This window comes from Mesorhizobium sp. B2-5-11, assembly GCF_006440835.1.
Taxonomy (GTDB): Bacteria; Pseudomonadota; Alphaproteobacteria; order Rhizobiales; family Rhizobiaceae; genus Mesorhizobium.
In genome coordinates, this window is record NZ_VFUK01000002.1 from 683,083 (window position 1) to 703,022 (window position 19,940).

At 63.0% G+C, this 19,940-nt stretch carries 22 protein-coding genes; 11 read left to right on the forward strand and 11 right to left on the reverse strand.

Features of this window, described 5'->3' with window-relative positions; genetic code table 11:
- Positions 1-2 precede the first annotated feature (2 nt).
- Positions 3-1,595: a DHA2 family efflux MFS transporter permease subunit gene (locus FJ490_RS10595; RefSeq protein ID WP_140582799.1), complete on the forward strand. Its 1,593-nt coding sequence runs from the start codon at positions 3-5 to the stop codon at positions 1,593-1,595.
- A gap of 167 nt (positions 1,596-1,762) precedes the next feature.
- On the opposite strand, the gene msrB is transcribed toward FJ490_RS10595, so the two are convergent.
- From msrB to FJ490_RS10615, 4 genes are all read right to left on the reverse strand, one after another.
- Positions 1,763-2,266, reverse strand: coding sequence for a peptide-methionine (R)-S-oxide reductase MsrB (gene msrB / locus FJ490_RS10600; RefSeq protein WP_140491485.1), 504 nt, complete (start codon positions 2,264-2,266; stop codon positions 1,763-1,765).
- 192 nt (positions 2,267-2,458) lie between these two features.
- Positions 2,459-3,016: a fasciclin domain-containing protein gene (locus FJ490_RS10605; protein ID WP_140551640.1), complete on the reverse strand. Its 558-nt coding sequence runs from the start codon at positions 3,014-3,016 to the stop codon at positions 2,459-2,461.
- A gap of 221 nt (positions 3,017-3,237) precedes the next feature.
- The gene (locus FJ490_RS10610; RefSeq protein ID WP_140728807.1) at positions 3,238-3,936 is read right to left on the reverse strand and encodes an anti-sigma factor; all 699 of its coding nucleotides are present in this window, start codon (positions 3,934-3,936) and stop codon (positions 3,238-3,240) included.
- Entirely contained in the window at positions 3,933-4,472 is a 540-nt protein-coding gene (locus FJ490_RS10615) for a sigma-70 family RNA polymerase sigma factor (protein ID WP_140662446.1), read from the reverse strand. The genes FJ490_RS10610 and FJ490_RS10615 overlap by 4 nt, the downstream gene beginning before the upstream one ends.
- Before the next feature lie 146 nt (positions 4,473-4,618).
- Between FJ490_RS10615 and FJ490_RS10620 the strand changes: the two genes are divergently transcribed.
- On the forward strand, positions 4,619-6,112 hold the full coding sequence (locus FJ490_RS10620) for an amidase (protein WP_140524235.1): 1,494 nt from the start codon (positions 4,619-4,621) through the stop codon (positions 6,110-6,112).
- 166 nt (positions 6,113-6,278) lie between these two features.
- A complete protein-coding gene (gene argB, locus FJ490_RS10625) occupies positions 6,279-7,172 on the forward strand; it encodes an acetylglutamate kinase (RefSeq protein ID WP_140491474.1) in 894 nt (297 codons plus the stop codon).
- A 25-nt stretch (positions 7,173-7,197) separates the two neighbouring features.
- Here the strand turns inward: argB and FJ490_RS10630 are convergent, their stop codons facing one another.
- Together FJ490_RS10630 and FJ490_RS10635 are read right to left on the reverse strand one after the other, a co-directional pair.
- Positions 7,198-7,656 (reverse strand): RidA family protein, encoded by a 459-nt coding sequence (locus FJ490_RS10630; RefSeq protein ID WP_140559074.1) that lies wholly within the window; start codon positions 7,654-7,656, stop codon positions 7,198-7,200.
- Positions 7,657-7,979: 323 nt separating this feature from the next.
- Positions 7,980-8,456, reverse strand: coding sequence for an Lrp/AsnC family transcriptional regulator (locus tag FJ490_RS10635; protein ID WP_140491470.1), 477 nt, complete (start codon positions 8,454-8,456; stop codon positions 7,980-7,982).
- Positions 8,457-8,594: 138 nt separating this feature from the next.
- Between FJ490_RS10635 and phhA the strand changes: the two genes are divergently transcribed.
- Entirely contained in the window at positions 8,595-9,431 is an 837-nt protein-coding gene (phhA, locus tag FJ490_RS10640) for a phenylalanine 4-monooxygenase (RefSeq protein ID WP_140728795.1), read from the forward strand.
- A gap of 41 nt (positions 9,432-9,472) precedes the next feature.
- On the opposite strand, the gene FJ490_RS10645 is transcribed toward phhA, so the two are convergent.
- Positions 9,473-10,093, reverse strand: a complete 621-nt coding sequence (locus FJ490_RS10645) for an Lrp/AsnC family transcriptional regulator (RefSeq protein WP_224519054.1) — start codon at positions 10,091-10,093, stop codon at positions 9,473-9,475.
- Between the two features lie 315 nt (positions 10,094-10,408).
- On the opposite strand from FJ490_RS10645, the gene FJ490_RS10650 reads away from it, so the two are divergent.
- The 3 genes from FJ490_RS10650 to FJ490_RS10660 all read left to right on the forward strand — a co-directional run bounded on the left by FJ490_RS10650 (position 10,409) and on the right by FJ490_RS10660 (position 13,631).
- Positions 10,409-11,173, forward strand: coding sequence for a transporter substrate-binding domain-containing protein (locus FJ490_RS10650; RefSeq protein ID WP_246672623.1), 765 nt, complete (start codon positions 10,409-10,411; stop codon positions 11,171-11,173).
- A 182-nt stretch (positions 11,174-11,355) separates the two neighbouring features.
- Entirely contained in the window at positions 11,356-12,660 is a 1,305-nt protein-coding gene (locus tag FJ490_RS10655) for an FAD-binding oxidoreductase (protein ID WP_140662440.1), read from the forward strand.
- Positions 12,657-13,631 (forward strand): amino acid ABC transporter permease, encoded by a 975-nt coding sequence (locus FJ490_RS10660; protein ID WP_140728797.1) that lies wholly within the window; start codon positions 12,657-12,659, stop codon positions 13,629-13,631. Before FJ490_RS10655 ends, FJ490_RS10660 begins: the two co-directional genes overlap by 4 nt.
- Positions 13,632-13,762: 131 nt before the next feature.
- Here FJ490_RS10660 and FJ490_RS10665 read toward each other — a convergent pair whose 3' ends face one another.
- From FJ490_RS10665 to FJ490_RS10670, 3 genes are all read right to left on the reverse strand, one after another.
- A complete protein-coding gene (locus FJ490_RS10665) occupies positions 13,763-15,202 on the reverse strand; it encodes a GMC family oxidoreductase (RefSeq protein WP_140728798.1) in 1,440 nt (479 codons plus the stop codon).
- Complete coding sequence (locus tag FJ490_RS32650; protein WP_181165184.1) at positions 15,199-15,369, reverse strand: hypothetical protein; 171 nt, start codon at positions 15,367-15,369, stop codon at positions 15,199-15,201. The genes FJ490_RS10665 and FJ490_RS32650 overlap by 4 nt, the downstream gene beginning before the upstream one ends.
- Before the next feature lie 189 nt (positions 15,370-15,558).
- Positions 15,559-16,320, reverse strand: a complete 762-nt coding sequence (locus FJ490_RS10670) for a GGDEF domain-containing protein (protein ID WP_140491457.1) — start codon at positions 16,318-16,320, stop codon at positions 15,559-15,561.
- Positions 16,321-16,480: 160 nt separating this feature from the next.
- On the opposite strand from FJ490_RS10670, the gene FJ490_RS10675 reads away from it, so the two are divergent.
- Positions 16,481-17,191 (forward strand): pyrimidine 5'-nucleotidase, encoded by a 711-nt coding sequence (locus tag FJ490_RS10675; protein ID WP_140491455.1) that lies wholly within the window; start codon positions 16,481-16,483, stop codon positions 17,189-17,191.
- Positions 17,192-17,291: 100 nt separating this feature from the next.
- On the opposite strand, the gene FJ490_RS10680 is transcribed toward FJ490_RS10675, so the two are convergent.
- A complete protein-coding gene (locus FJ490_RS10680) occupies positions 17,292-18,137 on the reverse strand; it encodes an LOG family protein (protein ID WP_140491453.1) in 846 nt (281 codons plus the stop codon).
- A gap of 143 nt (positions 18,138-18,280) precedes the next feature.
- Between FJ490_RS10680 and dapD the strand changes: the two genes are divergently transcribed.
- The 3 genes from dapD (at position 18,281) to FJ490_RS10695 (ending at position 19,892) form a co-directional block, all read left to right on the forward strand.
- Positions 18,281-19,135: a 2,3,4,5-tetrahydropyridine-2,6-dicarboxylate N-succinyltransferase gene (dapD, locus tag FJ490_RS10685; protein ID WP_140491451.1), complete on the forward strand. Its 855-nt coding sequence runs from the start codon at positions 18,281-18,283 to the stop codon at positions 19,133-19,135.
- Between the two features lie 72 nt (positions 19,136-19,207).
- Entirely contained in the window at positions 19,208-19,522 is a 315-nt protein-coding gene (locus tag FJ490_RS10690) for a DUF805 domain-containing protein (RefSeq protein WP_140655284.1), read from the forward strand.
- A complete protein-coding gene (locus tag FJ490_RS10695; RefSeq protein WP_224646216.1) occupies positions 19,515-19,892 on the forward strand; it encodes a DUF805 domain-containing protein in 378 nt (125 codons plus the stop codon). Before FJ490_RS10690 ends, FJ490_RS10695 begins: the two co-directional genes overlap by 8 nt.
- Positions 19,893-19,940 lie beyond the last annotated feature (48 nt).

A 19,940-nucleotide genomic window follows, 5' to 3' on the forward strand; every position in this document is an offset into this window, starting at 1 on the left:
CCATGGCTACCGCAACCCTGACCGCAGGAGCGCTGCCGGCGAGGCCGGCTGTGCCTGACACCATCTCGACGCGGCGCGTCATAGCCTTCCTGGCGATGGTGTTCGGCATGTTCATGGCCATCCTGGACATCCAGATCGTCTCGGCCTCGCTGGCCGAGATCCAGGCTGGCCTGAGCGCCAGTTCCGACGAGATCCCCTGGGTGCAGACGGCCTATCTGATCGCCGAGGTGGTCATGATCCCCCTATCCGGCTTTCTCAGCCGGATGCTGTCGACGCGCGTTCTGTTCACAATTTCGGCGGCGGGTTTTACCGCCGCAAGCGCGCTCGCCGCGACCGCCACCAACATCGACCAGATGATCGTTTACCGCGCCATCCAGGGTTTTATCGGCGGCGGCATGATCCCCAGCGTCTTCGCGGCCGCCTTCACCATCTTCCCGCCGTCGCGCCGTGCCGTCGTGTCGCCGATGATCGGCCTGGTGGCCACCCTGGCGCCGACAATCGGCCCGACCGTCGGCGGCTATATCAGCCACGCAATGTCCTGGCACTGGCTGTTCCTCGTCAATGTCGTGCCCGGCATCCTGGTGACGACGGCGGCCTGGTCGCTGATCGATTTCGACAAGCCCAACCTCAAGCTGTTCTCGAAGTTCGACTGGTGGGGCCTTGCCGGCATGGCGGCGTTCCTCGGCTGCATGGAATATGTGCTCGAGGAAGGCCCGAACAATGATTGGCTGCAGGATCAGGCGGTGTTCATCTGTGCCGTCGTCATGACCTTCGGCGCGGTGCTGTTCTTCTGGCGGGTGTTCACCGCCGAGGAGCCGATCGTCGATCTCAAGGCGTTCAGCAATATCAACTTCGCCTTCGGCTCGCTGTTCTCCTTCGTCATCGGCATCGGCCTCTACGGTCTCACCTATCTCTACCCCGTGTTCCTCGGACGCATCCGCGGCTACGATTCCATGATGATCGGCGAGGCGCTGTTCGTCAGCGGCCTGGCGATGTTCTTCACCGCGCCGGTCTCGGGCATCCTGTCGAACAAGATGGACCCGCGGCTGATGATGATGATCGGCTTCTTCGGCTTTGCCACCGGAACCTGGTGGATGACGCACCTGACCGCCGACTGGGATTTCTACGAGCTGCTCATCCCGCAGATCCTGCGCGGCTGTTCGATGATGCTGTGCATGGTGCCGATCAACAACATCGCGCTCGGCACGCTGCCGCCCGAGCGGCTGAAGAATGCATCGGGCCTGTTCAACCTGACCCGCAATCTCGGCGGTGCCGTCGGCCTCGCCTTGATCAACACGGTGCTGATCGACCGCAACGCCTTCCACTATGCAAGGCTCTCCGAGCACGTGCAGTGGGGAAGTGCGGCCGCGCAGCAGAAGCTTCAGAACATGACGCTCAATTTCGAGCAGACCGCCGGCCTGGATGCGGCCAGCGCGGCGATCTCGAAATTGTCGGGCATGGTCCAGCAGCAGGCGGCGCTGCTGTCCTTCATGGACGTGTTCTACATGCTGACGGTGCTGTTCGCGACGCTTGGCCTGTTCACCATGATGATCCGCAAACCGGCGGCCGCCGGCGGTGGTGGCGGCGGGCACTGACACCAGGGCAATACCGGAGAAACGATTTGCGTCCGGTAATGCGCTGGAAGCAAGGAAACACGGGCAGCCGTTTCGGGAAGCTCCTCCAGTCCACGCCCGAAATGACTGACCGCTAAAAAACTCCGGGTCGCAAGCCCGGAGTTTTTTCATATCGCGGCCGCATGGTCTCAGGCTGTGGCGGGCTTGAAGCTCAGCGCCACGCCGTTGATGCAGTGACGCAGCCCGGTCGGCGGCGGGCCGTCGTCGAAGACATGGCCCAGATGGCCGCCGCAGCGGCGGCAGTGGACCTCGGTGCGAGTCATGCCGAGCGACCGGTCCTGCGTCTTGCCGACGGCATTGGCGATCTCCTGCCAGAAACTCGGCCAGCCGGTGCCGGAATCGAACTTCGTCTCGGAGGAGTAAACCGGCAGGTCGCAGCCGGCGCAGGCGAAGACGCCCTTGCGGTGCTCGTTGAGCAATGGGCTGGTGCCGGGATATTCGGTGCCTTCCTTGCGCAGCACGTCGAAGGCCGCGGGAGACAGGATCGCGCGCCATTCGGCATCGGTTTTGGTGACTTCGAAGGTCTCCGCCGCACGTGCATCCTGCGATCCGCCCATGCGTAGCAGAGATGCCGTGCCGGCCACCACGCCGATGGCGGCGGCGCCGCTCAAGAGAAAGTCGCGACGGTTCATGGCCAATCCTCCTGCTGTCTGTTTGCCACATTCAACGCTCGGCTGAAAATCAAAAGCCGTTGAGGGCCGAACGTTACCCGCACCAGCCTCCTGGTTGGAGCCACAGTGCGTAGCGGACGCCTGCCGGCGCAACGCGGAGCCGCGCACCGGCAGGAGAGCCTTGCTGCCTGTTCGCCGGCAGCGAGCCGTTCGTTACATCTTCGGCAAAAGAACCTTGTCGATGACGTGGATGACGCCATTGGACTGCCTGACGTCGGCAATCGTCACATGGGCGACGTTACCGTTCTCGTCCGTGACGGTGACCTTGCCCTTGTCGGCCTTGAGCGTCAGCTCGCAGCCGCCGGCGGTCTTGACCACATGCGCGCCGCCATCGGCCTTGGCCATCTTGGCGACGTCGGCGGCCATCGCTTTCGCCGCGATCACATGGCACGTCAGGACCTTGGTCAGCTTGTCCTTGTTCTCGGGCTTGAGCAGCGTTTCGACCGTGCCGGCCGGAAGCGCTGCAAAGGCCTCGTTGGTGGGAGCGAAAACAGTAAAGGGTCCGGCGCCCTGCAGCGTGTCGACCAGGCCCGCTGCCTTGACGGCAGCGACCAGCGTCGTGTGGTCCTTCGAATTGACGGCGTTCTCGATGATGTTCTTCTTGGCGTACATGGGTGCGCCCCCGACCATCGGATTGGCGGCATAGGCGATGGTGCCGAGCGCTGAGAGGCCGATCGTACCGGCGAGCAAAAGGGTGGCGAGTTTACGCATGATGTAAGTCTCCTCGGGTTGTTTTCCCCATCATTGGGAACGCGAGGAGATACGGGCCATGCAAAACTTAGTTTCGCTCCCATGAAAGAATTCTTTTATTCCGAATGACGCCCGGTGATTTCAGTAGATAGGCTGATCCAACTGCGGGAATTTGGTCCGCGGTTATCCATGCAAAAATAGACTTCACTATTTTGTAAGGCGACGGTCCGGGCGGGGAGCCATCAGATGCCCTTCAGGTCGCCTGCCGCGACCACCGGTCCCGTCGGCTGGCCGGTCGGCGAACCGCCTGAAGGCTCGAGGCTGACCGCCAGCACGGCGCCCTGCGCAAGTTTCTGCTGCACGGCCGGCGAAACCGTCACATGCGCAGCCTTCCCGGCCGGGATGACGCCCATCGAAACCGGCGCGTTCTTGCCCACGATCACCCACAGTTCGAAGTCCTTGCCGGAGGCCCGCTCACCGGAAACGTGCGACAGGCCGACTTCATGATGCGCCGCGTCATAGACGACGAGGTATCTGACGTCGCTGCCTTCGGCGGCCAGCGAGGCGACAAGCTGTGGTTGTTGGAGCGGCGGGTTGATGAAAGGCAAGGCGATGTAGATCGCCAGCGCCGCGATGGCGGCGGCGGCAAGGCCGCGCCAGAAGGCAAGGCTCGACCATAGGCCGGCGCGAGGCTGCGAGGCGAACAGCCGGCGATCGATCGCCTCCTTGACCCTGATCGGAGGTTCTGTCCCGGGATAGGCGACGGCCAAGGGCGAAAAATGGGCCTCCCAGGCATTGACAAGCCGAGCGAATGCGGCGTCGCCATCGATGCGGCGGGACGCAATCTGGCGTTCTTCCGCTGTCAGGACGCCAAGAACGTATTCGGCGGCGAACAGGTCGTCGCCTCCACGTTCCGGTCCGTCGTCGTCCACCAGCGTCATCTTTCCAGACACTCTCTGAGCTTCAGCAGGCTGCGTCGCAGCCAGGTTCGCATCGTGTTCAGCGGCACGCCGTGACGCTCCGCCAGTTCGGCATAGCTCTCGCCGTTCAGATAGGCGCCCCGGACAGCCGCTGCCCGTCCCTTTTCCAATTCCTCGAGACAATGGTGGATGCGCTCGGACTCGCCACCTGCCACGGTCATGGCCTCTGGTCCCGGCGCCGGATCGGCCACATCGAGCGCGGCATCGATGTAGGCGGCAGGTTCCCGCCGCGCCCTGATACGATCGATCGCATGGTTGCGCGCGATGGCCACCAGCCAGGAAATCGGGCTTAGATCCGAGACGGCGAAACGGTCCGCCTTCGTCCATATCTTGACGAAGACCTCCTGAAGCGCCTCTTCGGCATCTCCCCGGTCCTTCAATACACGAAGGCAAACACCGAAAAGTTTCGCGCTGGTCTGCCGGTACAGCAGATCGAACGAAGCCCGGTCCTTCATCGAAGTCCGGACAATCAGATTGCTGATCTCCTGTGGCGTCATGTCGGCAAATTAGGGGATTGCGATGTATTTGCAACGGCGCAAATTTCCGTACACCCAAAGCTTTCCGCAGCGCGCCGCACTCGTTCCATCGCTCGATTGCCAACGGATTGGCCGCTGGTTACCTTGCCTGGATCGGGGGAGCGCGCATGTCGGTCGAACGAGTGCTGTGGGAAGAAGACGCCACCGGCCTTGCCACGTTGGTGCGCAAGGGCGAGGTTTCGCCGGTCGAACTGGTCGACGCGGCGATCGCGCGCGCCGAGGCCAGCCGGCCTGAAATCAATGCCACGGCCGAGACACTCTACGATGCGGCGCGCAGCCGGGCGAAGGGCATCGATCGTTCCCTACCGCTGGCCGGCGTGCCCTTCGCCATCAAGGATCTCGGCATCGCCATCAAGGGCGTGCCGTCGCATGGCGGCAGCCGCATCCCCGCCTGGATGCCCGAGGTCAGTTCGGTGCTGACCGAACGCTATCTCGCCGCCGGACTGACACCCATCGTCACCTCGACATCGCCCGAACACGGGCTGCGGCTGATGACCGAATCAAAAGCCTTCGGCATCACCCGCAATCCCTGGAACACCGGCCACACCAGCGGCGGCTCGTCCGGCGGCGCTGCGGCACTGGTCGCCGCCGGCGTCGTGCCGGTGGCGCATGCCTCAGATGGCGGCGGCTCGATCCGCGTGCCTTCTGCCTGCACCGGGCTGGTCGGTCTCAAGACCTCGCGCGGCCGCGTCCCGCTGTCGCCATTGGTGAGCGAAAGCTGGTACGGCATGGTGGTCGACCATGCCGTCACCCGCTCGGTGCGCGATTGCGCCCTGCTGCTTGACCTCACCCATGGCCCCGACCCGCTCGCACCCTATGTCGCGCCGCCGCCGAAGGGTGCGTTCGCCGCGGCTGCCGCGCGCGATCCCGGCAAGCTCAAGCTCGCAATGTACCGGAACTCTCCGCTCGGCCTGCCGATTTCGGCCGAGACGCTGAAAGCGCTCGATACCGCGGTGGCGCTCGCCCGCGAGGGCGGCCACAGCGTCGAGGAAATCGATTTGCCCTCCATCGGTCGCGACTTCTTCGCCGATTTCTGCAGAACGGTTGCCTCGGCTGTCGCAGGCATGTTGCGGGCCGAGGCGGTGCGCGTCGGCCGCACCGTCACCGGCGACATCGAGCGCGCGACGCGGGTGCTCGGCCGACTGGGCGAAATGGTCTCGGCCGGCGAGACCTATGCCGGCTTGCAGCGGCTGCATGCCGCCTCGCGGCAACTGATTGCGGAGACGGCGCGTTACGACGCCGTGCTGATGCCTGTTATCGCCCACCCGCCGCTCGCTTGCGGTGCGATGGACCCGAAGGGTGCCGACGAGCTCATCGAGAATATGCTCGACAAGCTTCGCCTCACGGCGCTGCTCAGGATCGAACCGCTGTTCGGCCAGTTGATGGACAAGAGCCTGTGGTTCACTCACTGGCCGGCGATCCAGAATGTCAGCGGCCAGCCTTCCATCGCGCTCCCTGTTTACGTCACCGAAGCCGGCCTGCCGCTCGGCGTCCAGGCCGCGGGCCGCCCCGGTGACGAGGAGACGCTTTTGTCCCTGGCCGCGCAGATGGAGAAGATCTCCGGTTGGCTTGGCCGCAGGGCGCCGCTTATGGTGCCTTAAGTGATGACGAGGTCGTGAGCCGCCCGAATATGACAGCAAAGCCGTTTGCGGCCCGCGTCAATTCCCGCTAAGACGCCGCCGTCTTTACCTGATGCATGTCGCCAAAAATGCGCAGCGGTTTTGGGGCAACGACAGGCATGAAATCAAAAGCCAGGGAACCACGCCGATGACGGACATCGCCGCCACCGCCGAAATGCAGGCCGCCCTGCTGTCGCGGGCGCTGCCCTACATGCAGCGCTACGAGAACAAGACGGTGGTGGTGAAATATGGCGGCCACGCCATGGGCGACAGCGAACTCGGCAAAGCCTTCGCGCGCGACATCGCGCTGTTGAAACAGTCCGGCGTCAACCCGATCGTCGTCCATGGCGGCGGGCCGCAGATCGGCGCCATGCTCAACAAGATGGGCATTGAATCCAAATTCGAGGGCGGCCTGCGCGTCACCGACCAGAAGACGGTCGAGATCGTCGAGATGGTGCTGGCGGGCTCTATCAACAAGGAGATCGTCGCACTCATCAACGCCGAGGGCGAATGGGCGATCGGCCTGTGCGGCAAGGACGGCAACATGGTGTTCGCCGAAAAGGCGCGCAAGACCATGATCGACCCGGACTCCAACATCGAGCGCGTGCTCGATCTCGGCTTCGTCGGCGAGCCGGTCGAGGTCGACCGCACGCTGCTCGACCTTCTGGCGCGCTCCGAGATGATCCCGGTGCTGGCACCTGTGGCGCCCGGCCGCGATGGTCACACCTACAACATCAATGCCGATACCTTCGCCGGCGCCATCGCCGGCGCCTGCAAGGCCTCGCGTCTTCTGTTCCTCACCGATGTGCCGGGCGTGCTCGACAAGGACAAGAAGCTGATCGACGAGCTGACGGTCGCCGAGGCCAAGGCGCTGATCAAGGACGGCACGGTGTCGGGCGGCATGATCCCGAAGGTCGAGACCTGCATCGAGGCGATCGAGCGCGGCGTCGAAGGCGTCGTCATCCTCAACGGCAAGACGCCGCATTCGGTGCTGCTTGAACTGTTCACCGAGCACGGCGCCGGCACGCTGATCGTGCCCTGACATTTGTGGGCTGTCGCGCCGGACGCTAGTCCGGTAGAGCGGCGATCGCCACGATCTCGATGACGAGATCGGGATGCGCAAGTGCGGCAACCCCGATTACCTCCGATGGCGGCGGATTGTTGTAGCTGCAGTGCTTCGGGCAGTGCGCGGCGAAGAATTCGTCCATGACGTCCAGCCGGAAATTGGGGGAACTCAGAACGCCGCCGTCCGGAAATGGTCCTTTGACATATTGGGTGATCTTGACGAGATGCTCGAGCGAGCTGCCAAGCTCCTCCAGGTCCGATTTGATGGTCGTCAAAATGGAGCGCCATTGCGTCGCCGCGTCCCCGACGGCGCCACCTTTGCCCGTCGACGGGTCGTAATCTTCGGCCGTGCCCGTATTGCCGGCGAGAAAGACATAGCCCCTGGCGCCGCTGACGACGGTGCCTTTTCCCCAAGGCATCAGCCGGCCCTCTTTCATCTTTTTATGGGTGACAAGCTCCATCGCTTCCTCCTGCCGGACACCCTCTGCTTCCAGGAAGTAGCGCGCAGCCTGATAACGGCCAGCGTGAAAAAGTCAGGCGCGGTGCGAATGCATGGCCGCGAGCACGGCAGGTTTCCATGCCGTCCGTTCGAACACCGTCGATTGCTCTTCCGCGTCCTGTGGCGCGCTCCGGAAATCGGCCATCTTTCATCCGGCCATCGCGCGTCAGAAATCCCCAGACTCGCGGACCAGAGTCGCCGTCCATCTGCGTATACCAGCGCATGGAGAACGAGCTTCATGGCGGGACCTCTTCATGGGTGGTCCGCCCATGCTGGCCGGCGCCATCACCGCCGCAGATGTCCGAGCGGCACGTGGCCGGGTCCCTTGATGTTCTGCAGCACGAGCTGCGTGTGGACGTCGCGCACACCGTCGAGCCGCATCAGCCGGTGCATGACGAAGGCGTTGAGTTCGTCGACCGACGGCACCATGACATGCAGCAGGAAGTCGTGGTCGCCGGTCATCGTCCAGCAGGATGATACCTCGTCCATGCGCTGGACCGCGGCGATGAAACTCTCGGGCGAACCGTCGCTGTGGCTGACCAGCCGCACCTGGATGAACACCTCGACCGTCAGGCCGACGGCACGGCGGCTGAGCACGGCGGCAAAGCCCTTGATGATGCCGGCCTCCTGCAGCGCCTCGAAGCGCCGCGCGCAAGGTGTCGTCGACAGGCCGATCTCCTGCGCCAGTTCGGAGACCGGCTTGCGTCCGTCGCGCTGGAGGATATCGAGCATCTTGATCTCGAAATCGTCGAATTGAGGCATTTTCACTCCGCTATGGCACATTCCGAGTGGATGTTATCCAAAAATCCTCATTCCGGCCATCACCAAAACCGATTTGCCTCCGCAAGTCCGGTTAACTTCGGGCACATCCGGAAATTCAAGATTGGCGAGGAGAAAACCATGACGACAATGAGCGTTGCCGAATATGCCCGCGACTGCGCGGCTCAAGGGTTGCGCGGCGACTACTCGGTCTGCCGTGCCGATTTCACCGTGGCGCAAGGCTATGACTACAGCGCCGAGGAACAGGCGGTGTGGCGCACGCTGTGCGACCGCCAGACGAAACTGACGCGCAAGCTCGCCCACCATTCCTATCTCGACGGCGTCGACAAGCTCGGCCTGCTCGACCGCATCCCGGACTTCGACGAAGTCAGTGCCAAGTTGCGCAAGCTCACTGGCTGGGAGATCGTCGCCGTGCCAGGGCTCATCCCGGCCGCGCCCTTCTTCGACCATCTCGCCAGCCGCCGTTTCCCCGTCACCAACTGGCTGCGGACGCAGCAGGAGCTCGACTACATCGTCGAACCCGACATGTTCCATGATTTCTTCGGCCATGTGCCGGTGCTGTCGCAGCCGGTCTTCGCCGACTTCATGCAGATGTATGGCCAGAAGGCCGGCGACATCATCGCGCTCGGCGGCGACGAAATGATCAGCCGGCTCTACTGGTACACGGCCGAATACGGCCTCATGCAGGAGAGTGGTCATCCGCTGAAGGCCTTCGGCGCCGGTCTGATGTCATCCTTCACGGAGTTGCAGTTCGCGGTCGAAAGCAAGGATGCGCACCATGCGCCTTTCGACCTGGAAACGGTGATGCGCACGGGCTACGAAATCGACAAGTTCCAGCGCGTCTATTTCGTGCTGCCGTCCTTCGACGCGCTGCGCGACACATTCCAGACCGCTGATTTCGGGGCGATCGTCGCTCGCCGCATGGGCGAGCCCGCACTCGACCCGGCGACTGTGTAGCCGGATTTGGATGGGCAGGGGCGAGCGAAACCTCGCCCTTCCTACAGTGCGGCATAGATGTTGCGATTGAACTTCGTCTCCATCACCACATGCGATGCGGTTTTGACGATGCCGCTGATTTCATTCAGCGCATTCACTTCCCGGTTCAGCTTCTCGAGCGTCTCGGCCGCGACATGGATGATCAGGTCCCACTCGCCGGTTATGGCATAGACCGCCTGGATCGAAGGCATCGCCTTGATCTTCCTGGAGACGTCAGGGTAGCTCTTGTTGTTCAGGGCGGCGAAGGTGAAACAGTGGACGGAATTCTGTGCCGCCTCCTTGGTCAGCCGCACCGCGTAGCCTTCGATGACCCCGCCCGCCTCGAGCTTTTGTATGCGCTCCTGCAAGGCAGTCCGGGATACGCCGAGCTGACGCGCCAGTGATGCGACCGGCTCACGCGCGTTCTTCTGCATCAGCGCGAGCAGCTGGCGATCTTTTTCGGTCAATTCCACAATCAATCCTCTCCTTCGATCCGCCCTGGAACCCGTCCAATCGCTCGGCGCGATCCTATCGGCTGAACCACCGCCGCGACAATCCTCAGGAACCGCCGGTGCAGGCTGCGCAAGGCGCAAATATCCGGCATTTTGCCGCCTCACGGCACGTAATGACTGCATGGCTGCCATTATCCGGCATTTCGCCGGGTGGAACCCTGCTTTTCGCGACCTGAGTGTCAACTGTCACAAACGCCAGTCCATGAGGGGGAACAGCTTCGGCTGCGATGGACGCAAATCGACACCGAGCCGCGTTGGACTTGCATCCGCAAGCCGAACGCCACGGTACGCCGCGGAGACGTCGCGGACGAGGCCGATCGAAACAACCACTGGTGCCCGACGCAGGTACCGTCATTTCAGCTGCATCCATAAGGGAGGATAACTTTGAAAAAACTGCTCGATTTCGCCATTCTTGCCGTCGCGACATTCGCGATCACGACGGCGGCCATGGCCGGAGAAACTTTGGATCGCGTCACGTCGAAGAAGGCGATGGTCGTCGCCACCAACGCCGCCTGGCCGCCGCAAAGCTTTCTCAATGACAGCAACGAGCTCGCCGGCTTCGACATCGATGTCTCGCGCGAGATCGGCAAACGGCTGGGGGTCGAGGTCTCGTTCGAGACGCCCGACTGGGCGACCCTGACCGGCGGCCGCTGGCAAGGGCGCTACGACCTCGGCGTCGGCTCGGTCACGCCGACCAAGGCCCGTTCCAAGGTGATCGATTTTGTCGGCATCTATTACTACAGCCCCTATGTCTACGTCGTGCACAAGGACAGCACCGCGAAGTCGGTCGCCGATCTCAACGGCAAGGTGATCGGCGTCGAGACGGCCACCACCTCGGAGGATTTCATCCGCCGCAAGCTTGAGATCGACGCGCCCGGCCTGCCTCCCGTCGAATACAAGCTGGAGCCCGGCGAGATCCGCACCTTCGCCGATTCCATGCTTCCCTTCGATGACCTGCGGCTTGGCGACGGCGTCCGCCTGAATGCCGTGATCGCTCCGGAGCAGACGGCGCAGAACGCCATCAAGAACGGCTATCCCGTGAAGATCCTCGAAGGGGAATATGCCTTCCGGGAACCGCTCGTGGTCATCGCTGAGAAGAACGACCCCGACTGGACCGCAAAGGTTTCGGGCATCATCGCCGAGCTGAAGAAGGACGGCACGCTCGCCGCGCTGACCACGAAATGGTACGGCAAGGACTACAGCGCCAAATGACGTTGGATTGCCCGCCGGCCGCCGCTCGGCGACCGGCGGGCATCACGCGTCAGATGCTGGAGCGGTTCAGCGTTTGAAACAATCGCCACCCCTCTCTAAACCTTTTGTTCTTGCGCAATTCCCCAGGGAAAAGCGCTACGCGCTTTTCCTGACTCTGAGCGGGATGCAGTTGAAAGTCGCCGATGGCCTATCCGGACACCTATTACGCCCGCACCATGATCGACCGGAAGATCAGGCCCCCGCTCCGCGGCGAGGCGCACTGTGACGTGGCCGTCGTCGGCGGAGGACTGGCCGGTCTGACCACGGCGTTGCAACTGTCGCGTTCCGGGCTGCGCGTCGCCGTGCTGGAGGCCCAGGTCGTCGGTTTCGGCGCCTCCGGCCGCAATGGCGGCTTCGTCACGCCTGGCTTCGCCACCGGCGGCGACACCATTGCCGCGCGCGTCGGCAAGGAGGCCGCGCGGCAACTGCACCGGCTGTCGATCGAGGGCGTCGAATTCGTGCGTCACACCATCGAGGCGCTCGACATATCGGCCGCCACGCCGCGCGACGGGCTGGTCAGCGTCCTGCGCTACGACGATGGCGACGCGCTCAAGGCCTATGCCGACCAGACGGCGCGCGACCACGGATACGAGCTTCAATATCTGCGCAGAGAAGACGTCCGTTCGGTGCTTAAATCGGCTCGCTACTATCAGGGCCTGCGCGACCCGAAAGCCTTTCACATCCATCCGCTTAATTATCTGCGTTCCGTGGCCGATGAGATCGAGCGGCTTGGCGGCAGCATCCATGAGAGCTCCGAAGTCGTGCAATGTGATCTGTCGGGGCCGCAAAAGATGCTGCGCACGCGAGAGGGCACGCTTCGGGCAACTCGCGTCGTGCTGGCTACCGGCGGCTACACCGGCCCGGTATTCACCCAGCTCCACCGCGCCTTCCTGCCCATCGCGACCTATGTGATGGTTTCCGAGCCGGCGCCGCGCCTGATCGCGCAAGCCGTTGCGACCACGGACGCGGTCGGCGACAACCGGCGGGCCGGCGACTATTATCGGCTGGTCGATGGCGGCAATCGCCTTTTGTGGGGCGGGCGCATCACCACGCGCGCCGCTTCTGCCTACGCGCTAGCGCGCGAATTGCGCCGCGAGATGGTCGGTACCTATCCGCAGCTTGCGGACCTCAAGACCGAACTGGCCTGGTCCGGATTGATGTCCTATGCCCGTCACCTGATGCCCCAGATCGGCGAATTGCAGCCGGGCGTCTGGTATTGCACGGCTTTCGGCGGCCATGGTCTCAACACCACGGCGATCGCCGGAAAAGTCGTTGCGGAAGGCATTCTGGGCGTTTCGGACCGGTACCGGCAGTTCGCGCCATTCGGATTGAGCTGGGCCGGCGGCGCCGCCGGCTTGGCGGCCGCGCAGCTCACCTACTGGAAATTGCAGGCGCAGGACTGGTGGCGAGAACGTCATGCCGCCACGAAAGACAAGGTGACGGCATGATCGGCAGGCTGATGCTCTTCTATCCGGGGATCACCCGCCGCGCAGCGGCGGCGCTCGTGCTGGCGCTGTTGGCCGCCGGCCTTTACGCGATGGGCATCAAGTCAAGCTGGATCGGCTCGGTGATTCCAGTTGCATCCGGCTGGCTGCAGGCCAACCCTGCCCTGTCGCGCGCCGTTTCCGCAGTGCTGATCGCGCTCATTGTGCTGGTGAATTGCAAGCTGCTGCTGCTTTTGCCCCGGCGGCAGCAGATCGTCGGCGTCTGGATCGAACTGTTCGTGCTCCTGATGCTGTTCTTCTATTCCTTCGACCTGTCGCTTGCCTTCATCGCCAGGAAGATCGGCTTCCTGATCACCCAGGGCGTCACCACCACGCTCTACATTTCGGCGATCTCGATCCTGATCGCGACAGCCATCGCACTTGTCGGCGCCATCGCCAAACTGACCGGAAACGGCATTGTGTACGGGCTGGCCACTTTCTACACCTCGTTGTTCCGCGGCCTTCCTTTGCTGATGCAGATCTACATCATCTATCTCGGCCTGCCGCAGGTCGGTTACGTGATCGGCGCGGTGCCGGCCGGCATTCTGGCGTTGTCGCTGTGTTATGGCGCCTACATGACCGAGATCTTCCGCGCCGGCATCGAAAGCATTCCGCGCGGACAGAGCGAAGGCGCCACCGCGCTTGGACTGAGCCCCGGCCAGACCATGGGGCTGGTCATCCTGCCGCAGGCCATGCGCGTCATCATCCCGCCGACCGGCAACCAGTTCATCGCCATGCTGAAGGACTCATCCCTCGTGTCGGTCGTCGGCGTCTGGGAGATCATGTATCTCGCCCGCACCATGGGCCAGACGGAGTTCCGCCATATCGAAATGCTGATCACCGCCTCGATGATCTACTGGATCCTGTCGATCACGCTGGAGTTCGGCCAGGCCTATCTCGAACGGCGTTTCGGCAGGTCGGAACGGCGGGCATAGGGCAATTCCGGAAAGCTGCGTCGCCGCCGTGCTGGTGCGCATCTCCACGGCCTTTGAGCCGCTCCGGCGGCCGCGCCATTATGTGACGCGGCCTTGCCGGGATGAGGTGATTTCGCGGGGCTGCGGAACGATCAGGCGGTGACCACCTTGCCGAGATGCTCGCCGAGCCGGCAGGCCAACGCCGTGATCGTCGTCGTCGGGTTGCATTGGCCCGAGGTGCAGAACACCGAGGAGCCGCCGACATAGAGATTGTCCATGCCGTGCACCTTGCAATTGGCATCCACGACGCTTGTGGCGACATCGGTGCCCATGCGCGTGCCGCCCATGTGATGGTGACCGGCCGTCTCCTCGTCCGTCGGGTAGTCGCCGCCATTCGAAATCCAGTCGGCTATACGCACCCGGCCCAGGTTCTTCTGGGCTAGCGTCGTCCCGAAAAGCCTCAGCCCTTCGAGCAGCGTGCGGCGTTCCAGGTCCGATTTCTTCCAGTGCAGCTCGATGCGCGGCACGCCGGCGTGGTCGACCACGGTCTTCGACAGCTCGACCCGATTCGAGGCCAGCGGCGCCTGCTCCCAGGCGACATAGAGCTGGGCCGCGCAGCGCAGGTTCTGGTTGAGCCTGCCCGATAGCCACTCCGCCATGTTGGGCGCCGTACAGGCGAGATCCGCGATCAGGTCCTTGACGCCGGGATAGGGCGTCTCGATCAGCCTGATGCCGAAATTCATGATCCGCAGCCGCTCCATCGCGGCCGGCATCGGCGAGAAGAAGGCCTCGTTCACCGCATCGACCTCGAATGCGCCATAGTCGGACAGGATGGCGTTGCCGCCCTGGAAGGTCGGGTGTTCCATCCAGTAGCGGCCAAGTGCCGTCGCGTTCGGCACGACGCCGCCATTGGAGCGCTGGTTCGACCATAAAAGCAGCCGCGAATTCTCCAGCCCCCCGGTACTGACGATAAAATAATCGGCGCTAAAGAAGCCGGCATCCTGCCCCTGCGACCACAGCCTGGCGCCGGTCACGCGTCTGCCGTCGCCGGCAAGCTCGGCGGCGCAGGTGTTGAGCACGACAGCGATGTTCCTGCTCTTGTCGAGCTCGTCGGCGTATTTTTCAGCGAAGCGCACCGCACCGCTCTTGATCAGCTGCACCCAGCGGATGTCGTCCGAGATCGGCGCGTCCGGCCGGAAATCCGGCAGTTCCAGGATGTCGCGCACTTCGCCCAGATACGGTTCGATGTCGCTGCGCCGGATCGGCCAGCCCGTGTCCGGCACCCACGCCTTCGGCTCGAAATCCTGTTTGTCGAGCACGCGGCACCAGCCGGCCCAGTGGTTCGAGCTGCCGCCCATGAACCGCAGCCGGGTGATATCGAGATCGAAATAGAAATCGCCGACCGTGGTGCCGCGGTAGAAATCTTGCGAGGTGTCGCTGAACTCCCTGCCGCCGGCCTCCAGCACCACGACCGATATGCCGGCGGCGCCGAGCTTTCTGGCGATCGTGGTGCCGGCCGGGCCGGAGCCGAGAACGCAGACCCTGGGCGTGAAATTCGCGGCGCGAAACGCCTCATAACTGTCGAAGATCATGCCAGGTCGCTCCGCTTCAGGATCCAGCCATTGACCTCGACGATCTCATCGGGGGCGGCTTCGGAAGAACCCGCATCGGGCAATTTGCGGAACAGCGACAGGGCAGGCACCGCGATCAGCGTCTGCATGATCATTCGGCGCGATATCTTCTTGATAAGGAAACTCATGACAGGTCTCTCGACGGGGTCTCTATCCAGGCATGTTCCCTGAACATCCAGGCATGTTCCCTGAACGGCACATGCTTCATCATCGAAGCCAGAAGCGTGCCAAAACTGGTTGCAAGCCGGAACAATGCGCAGCCGAGTGCAAACAGGGTTAGAGACTCCTTAACAAGCCGATATGCTGGATCAGCCCGTTCAGGCCGCCTCGGAGATGTCGGTGTCGAGGATCACCAGGTTGCGTCCCCGATGTTTGGCCTGGTAGAGGCGCCGGTCGGCGGCCCGCATCAGCTCCGACACGCTGGCGCTTTCGTCGCAGAGGGTTCCGCCGATGCTGACGGTCAGCGGAATGGTCCGCTCGTCCACGGGCCGGAAGCGGATCAGCTCGACCTCGCGGCGGATGTGCTCGGCAACGCGCTTGGCTTCCCGTTCCGTGGCTCCGACCAGCAATGCGCCGAACTCCTCGCCGCCGATGCGGCCGAGGACGTCGCCGTCGCGCACCCCGCGCTTGATGGCGCTGGCGATCAGGAGCAGCGCGTCGTCGCCGGTCAGATGGCCGAAACTGTCATTGATCATCTTGAAATGGTCGGCATCGATGATCAGCAAGGCGCCGCGATCGGGCTTGTGCCGGGAGCCGTTGAGCACGGCAAAGAAGCTTTCCCGGTTGAGCATGCCCGTCATGTCGTCGCGGCTGGCCTTTTCCGCCAGCCGGCGATGCGCTGCGGCAAGCTGGGCGTGCGTGCGGGCAAGGTCGCGATGCGCCGACTTCAGCCTGTCGCTGTGCCAGAACGTGCTTGCGCAGGCCGCCCATGCAAGAACCAGCGGACACAATGTCGAGGTCAGCCAGATCATGCGGTTGACCGGGAATCCCATGGCGGGGACGATGATCAGGGTCAGAAGGAGCGAAACCGCGACGGAGACGAAAGCAATGGTGGCGGACTTCAGAATTATACTGCTCATCGCTGGCTCCCACTGGACCGCCTCTGTGCCAGCAAGCCCTGAAGGCCACCTTTCCAGGATGCCTAAAATTTGAACGGTGAGACTGTTCTGCCACTTTCGGCGCGTAGAAGTTGTGGATAAAGCCCCTTCAAGATCGTCCGTTTCGTGCCATAAGGGGCGCATGGCTACACACCCCGACCCCGCTCGCTTCGCCCATGTCACCGACTGGGTGTTCGACCTGGACAACACGCTCTATCCGCATCATTCGAATCTGTTCTCGCAGATCGACGTCAAGATGACCGCCTATGTCGGGGAACTGCTGTCGCTACCTCGCGAGGACGCGCGCAAGCTGCAAAAGGAACTTTATCGGGAGTATGGCACGACACTGAACGGGCTGATGACGCGTCATGGCATAGACCCCGACGATTTCCTCGAGAAGGTCCACGACATCGACTATTCCTGGCTGGTGCCGGATCCCGTCCTCGGCACCGCCATTCGCCAGCTTCCCGGCCGCAAGTTCATCTTCACCAACGGCGACCGCAGGCATGCCGAGCGCACTGCGCGCCAGCTTGGCATCCTTGATCATTTCGACGACATCTTCGATATCGTCGCCGCCGGGCTCAACCCCAAGCCGGCGCGCCAGACCTACGAGAAATTCGCCGAACTTCACGCCGTCACCGGCCACAATGCGGTGATGTTCGAGGATCTCGCGCGCAACCTGTCCGTGCCGAAGTCACTGGGCATGACGACGGTCCTGGTGGTGCCGCGCAATTTCGAGCCGACATTCTCCGAAATCTGGGAGCGCGATCCGGCGCAGGAAGATGATGTCGACTTCGTCACCGACGATTTGGCCGGGTTTCTGACGGAGATAGTCGTGGGGATAAGGCAGTAGGGCAGTAGGGCAGTAGGGCAGTAGGGCAGTAGGGCAGTAGGAAGATGAGGGGCGCTCTCAGCCCTTGATTCTAGATATACTGCCTTACTGCCCTACTCCCTTACTCCCCTAACTTATAGAACCGGCTGACGATGCCCCAGGCCTCGTCGGCGGTGTCGACGAAATCGATGATGTCCTGGTCGCCGGGACTGATCGTGCCTTGCTCGGCGAGGAAGTCGAGATCGATCGCCCGTTTCCAGAAGGATTTGCCGAACAGGATCACCGGCACGCGCTCCATGCGCCCGGTCTGGATCAGCGTCAGCGTCTCGAAGAATTCGTCCATCGTGCCGAAGCCGCCGGGAAACACCGCGACGGCCTTCGCGCGCATGACGAAATGCATCTTGCGGATGGCGAAATAGTGGAAGTTGAAACAGAGTTCCGGCGTCACATAGGCATTGGGCGCCTGCTCGTGCGGCAGAACGATGTTAAGGCCGATCGAGGGCGCGCCGACATCGTCGGCGCCGCGATTGCCCGCTTCCATCACGCCGGGCCCGCCGCCGGTCACCACGACATATTCGCGGTAGTATGAACTGGCCGATTGCTGCGAGCACAGGCGGGCGAATTTGCGCGCTTCCTCGTAATATTTGCTGTTTTCCTCGAGGTTTTTCTTCTGCGTCTCGTTTTTGGCCGCCCAGGCCTCGCCGCCGGGTTCAGGCAGCCGCGCGCCCCCGAACAGGACCACGGTCGAGCGGATACCGCGCTCGGCCAGGATCATCTCCGGCTTCAGGAGTTCGAGCTGCAGCCTGACCGCGCGCAGTTCGCGCCGCGTCATGAAGTCGGGATCGTTCCACGCCAGGCGGTAGGTCTCGGCGCGCGTCTGCGGCGTGTCCGGCACGCTCCTGGCCCGCTCCAGATCCTCGTCCGAATGCGGCAGCGGCGTCCAGCCCGCCTTTTCCATGGGTGTCATGTCAGGTCCGTCCATTTCATTCACTTGCGCCGTCACATGGCGCAGTCGCGATTGACCCCTACTCTGCCTTCACATAGGGTCCGCGCGATTTTCAAAACAGGTTAAGGCTCAGCCCCTTAACAGCCTGGTAATGGAGCGAATTCATGTCGAAGCCGGATCTGGCGAGCCTCGAAAAGACCATCGACAAGGCCTTCGAGGAACGTGACGCGATTTCGACGGCGACCAGAGGCGAGACACGCGACGCCATCCAGTCGGCGCTCGATCTGCTCGACCGCGGCACCGCCCGCGTTGCCGAGCGCCAGGCCGATGGCCAGTGGCATGTCAACCAATGGCTGAAGAAAGCCGTCCTTTTGTCCTTCCGGCTGAACCCGATGGAGATCATCAAGGGCGGTCCCGGCCAGGCCGTGTGGTGGGACAAGGTGCCGTCGAAGTTCGACGGCTGGAGCGCCGTCGATTTCGAGAAGGCCGGTTTCCGCGCCGTGCCGTCGTCGATCGTGCGCCGCTCGGCCTATGTCGCGCCGGGCGCCGTGCTGATGCCGTCCTTCGTCAATGTCGGCGCCTATGTCGATTCGGGCACCATGGTCGATACCTGGGCTTCGGTGGGCTCCTGCGCCCAGATCGGCAAGAATGTGCACCTGTCGGGCGGCGTCGGCATCGGCGGCGTGCTGGAGCCGATGCAGGCCGGTCCCACCATCATCGAGGACAATTGCTTCATCGGCGCGCGCTCGGAAGTGGTCGAAGGCTGCATCGTGCGCGAGGGCTCTGTGCTCGGCATGGGCGTCTTCATTGGCCAATCGACCAAGATCGTCGACCGCGCCACCGGCGAGATTTTCTACGGCGAAGTGCCGCCGAATTCCGTCGTCGTAGCCGGTTCGCTGCCTGGCAAGCCGTTTCCGAACAATGAGCCGGGTCCAAGTCTCTATTGCGCGGTCATCGTCAAGCGGGTCGATGCCAGGACCCGGTCCAAAACGTCGATCAACGAATTGCTGCGCGATTGATCTTTTTGGAAAGCGGGCGCACCTTCCGCCGGCGCGACGATCGGTCGCGCCGGTTCAACATGGAGGGGTGACATGGACTGGAAGTATCTGCTGACGAGCTTCGACAGCCGCATCAATCGCGCCAAGTTCTGGGCCGGCATCGGTATATTCATCGTCATCGGTATTGTTGTCTTCATTCTCGATGCGATTCTCGGCACGCGCTTCACGACCGCAGGCGGCGGCAGGATCGGCATGCTCGTCGCGCTGGCGTCGATCTATTTCGCGATTGCTCTCTATGCAAAACGCTGGCACGACCGCGACAAGTCGGGCTGGTGGACGCTGATCGGTCTCGGCGTTCTCGAAGGCGCCCAGGGTGTCAATCAATATGGACGGGACCCGCTTGCCTGACAGATCCAACCTTACTTGGCTTTTCTTCAAGACATCGGGCCGCGTCAGCCGCGCGGCCTATTTTCTTGGTGGGCTGCTCGTGGCCATCATCCAGGCCTTCCCGCTCTATCGTTTCACGCTGGTGCCGGAAGGCTCGCCCGAGAGCAACATGTGGTCGTTCGTCTTCTTCATCGCCTTCATCGCCTCGCTGTGGTCGAACATCGCACTGGCGGTGAAGCGGCTGCACGACCTCGACAAGCCCGGCATCGCGGCGTTGATCCTGTTCGTGCCGGTCGTCTCGATCGTCGCCTTCGTCGTGCTTTGCCTGTTTCCGGGCAAGCCGGGACCCAACCGCTATGGCAAGCGCACCAATGCACCGGCCGAACCCTGAGCGCCCATCATCGCGATACGCTACTGACGGTATGCATGAAAATGAAGG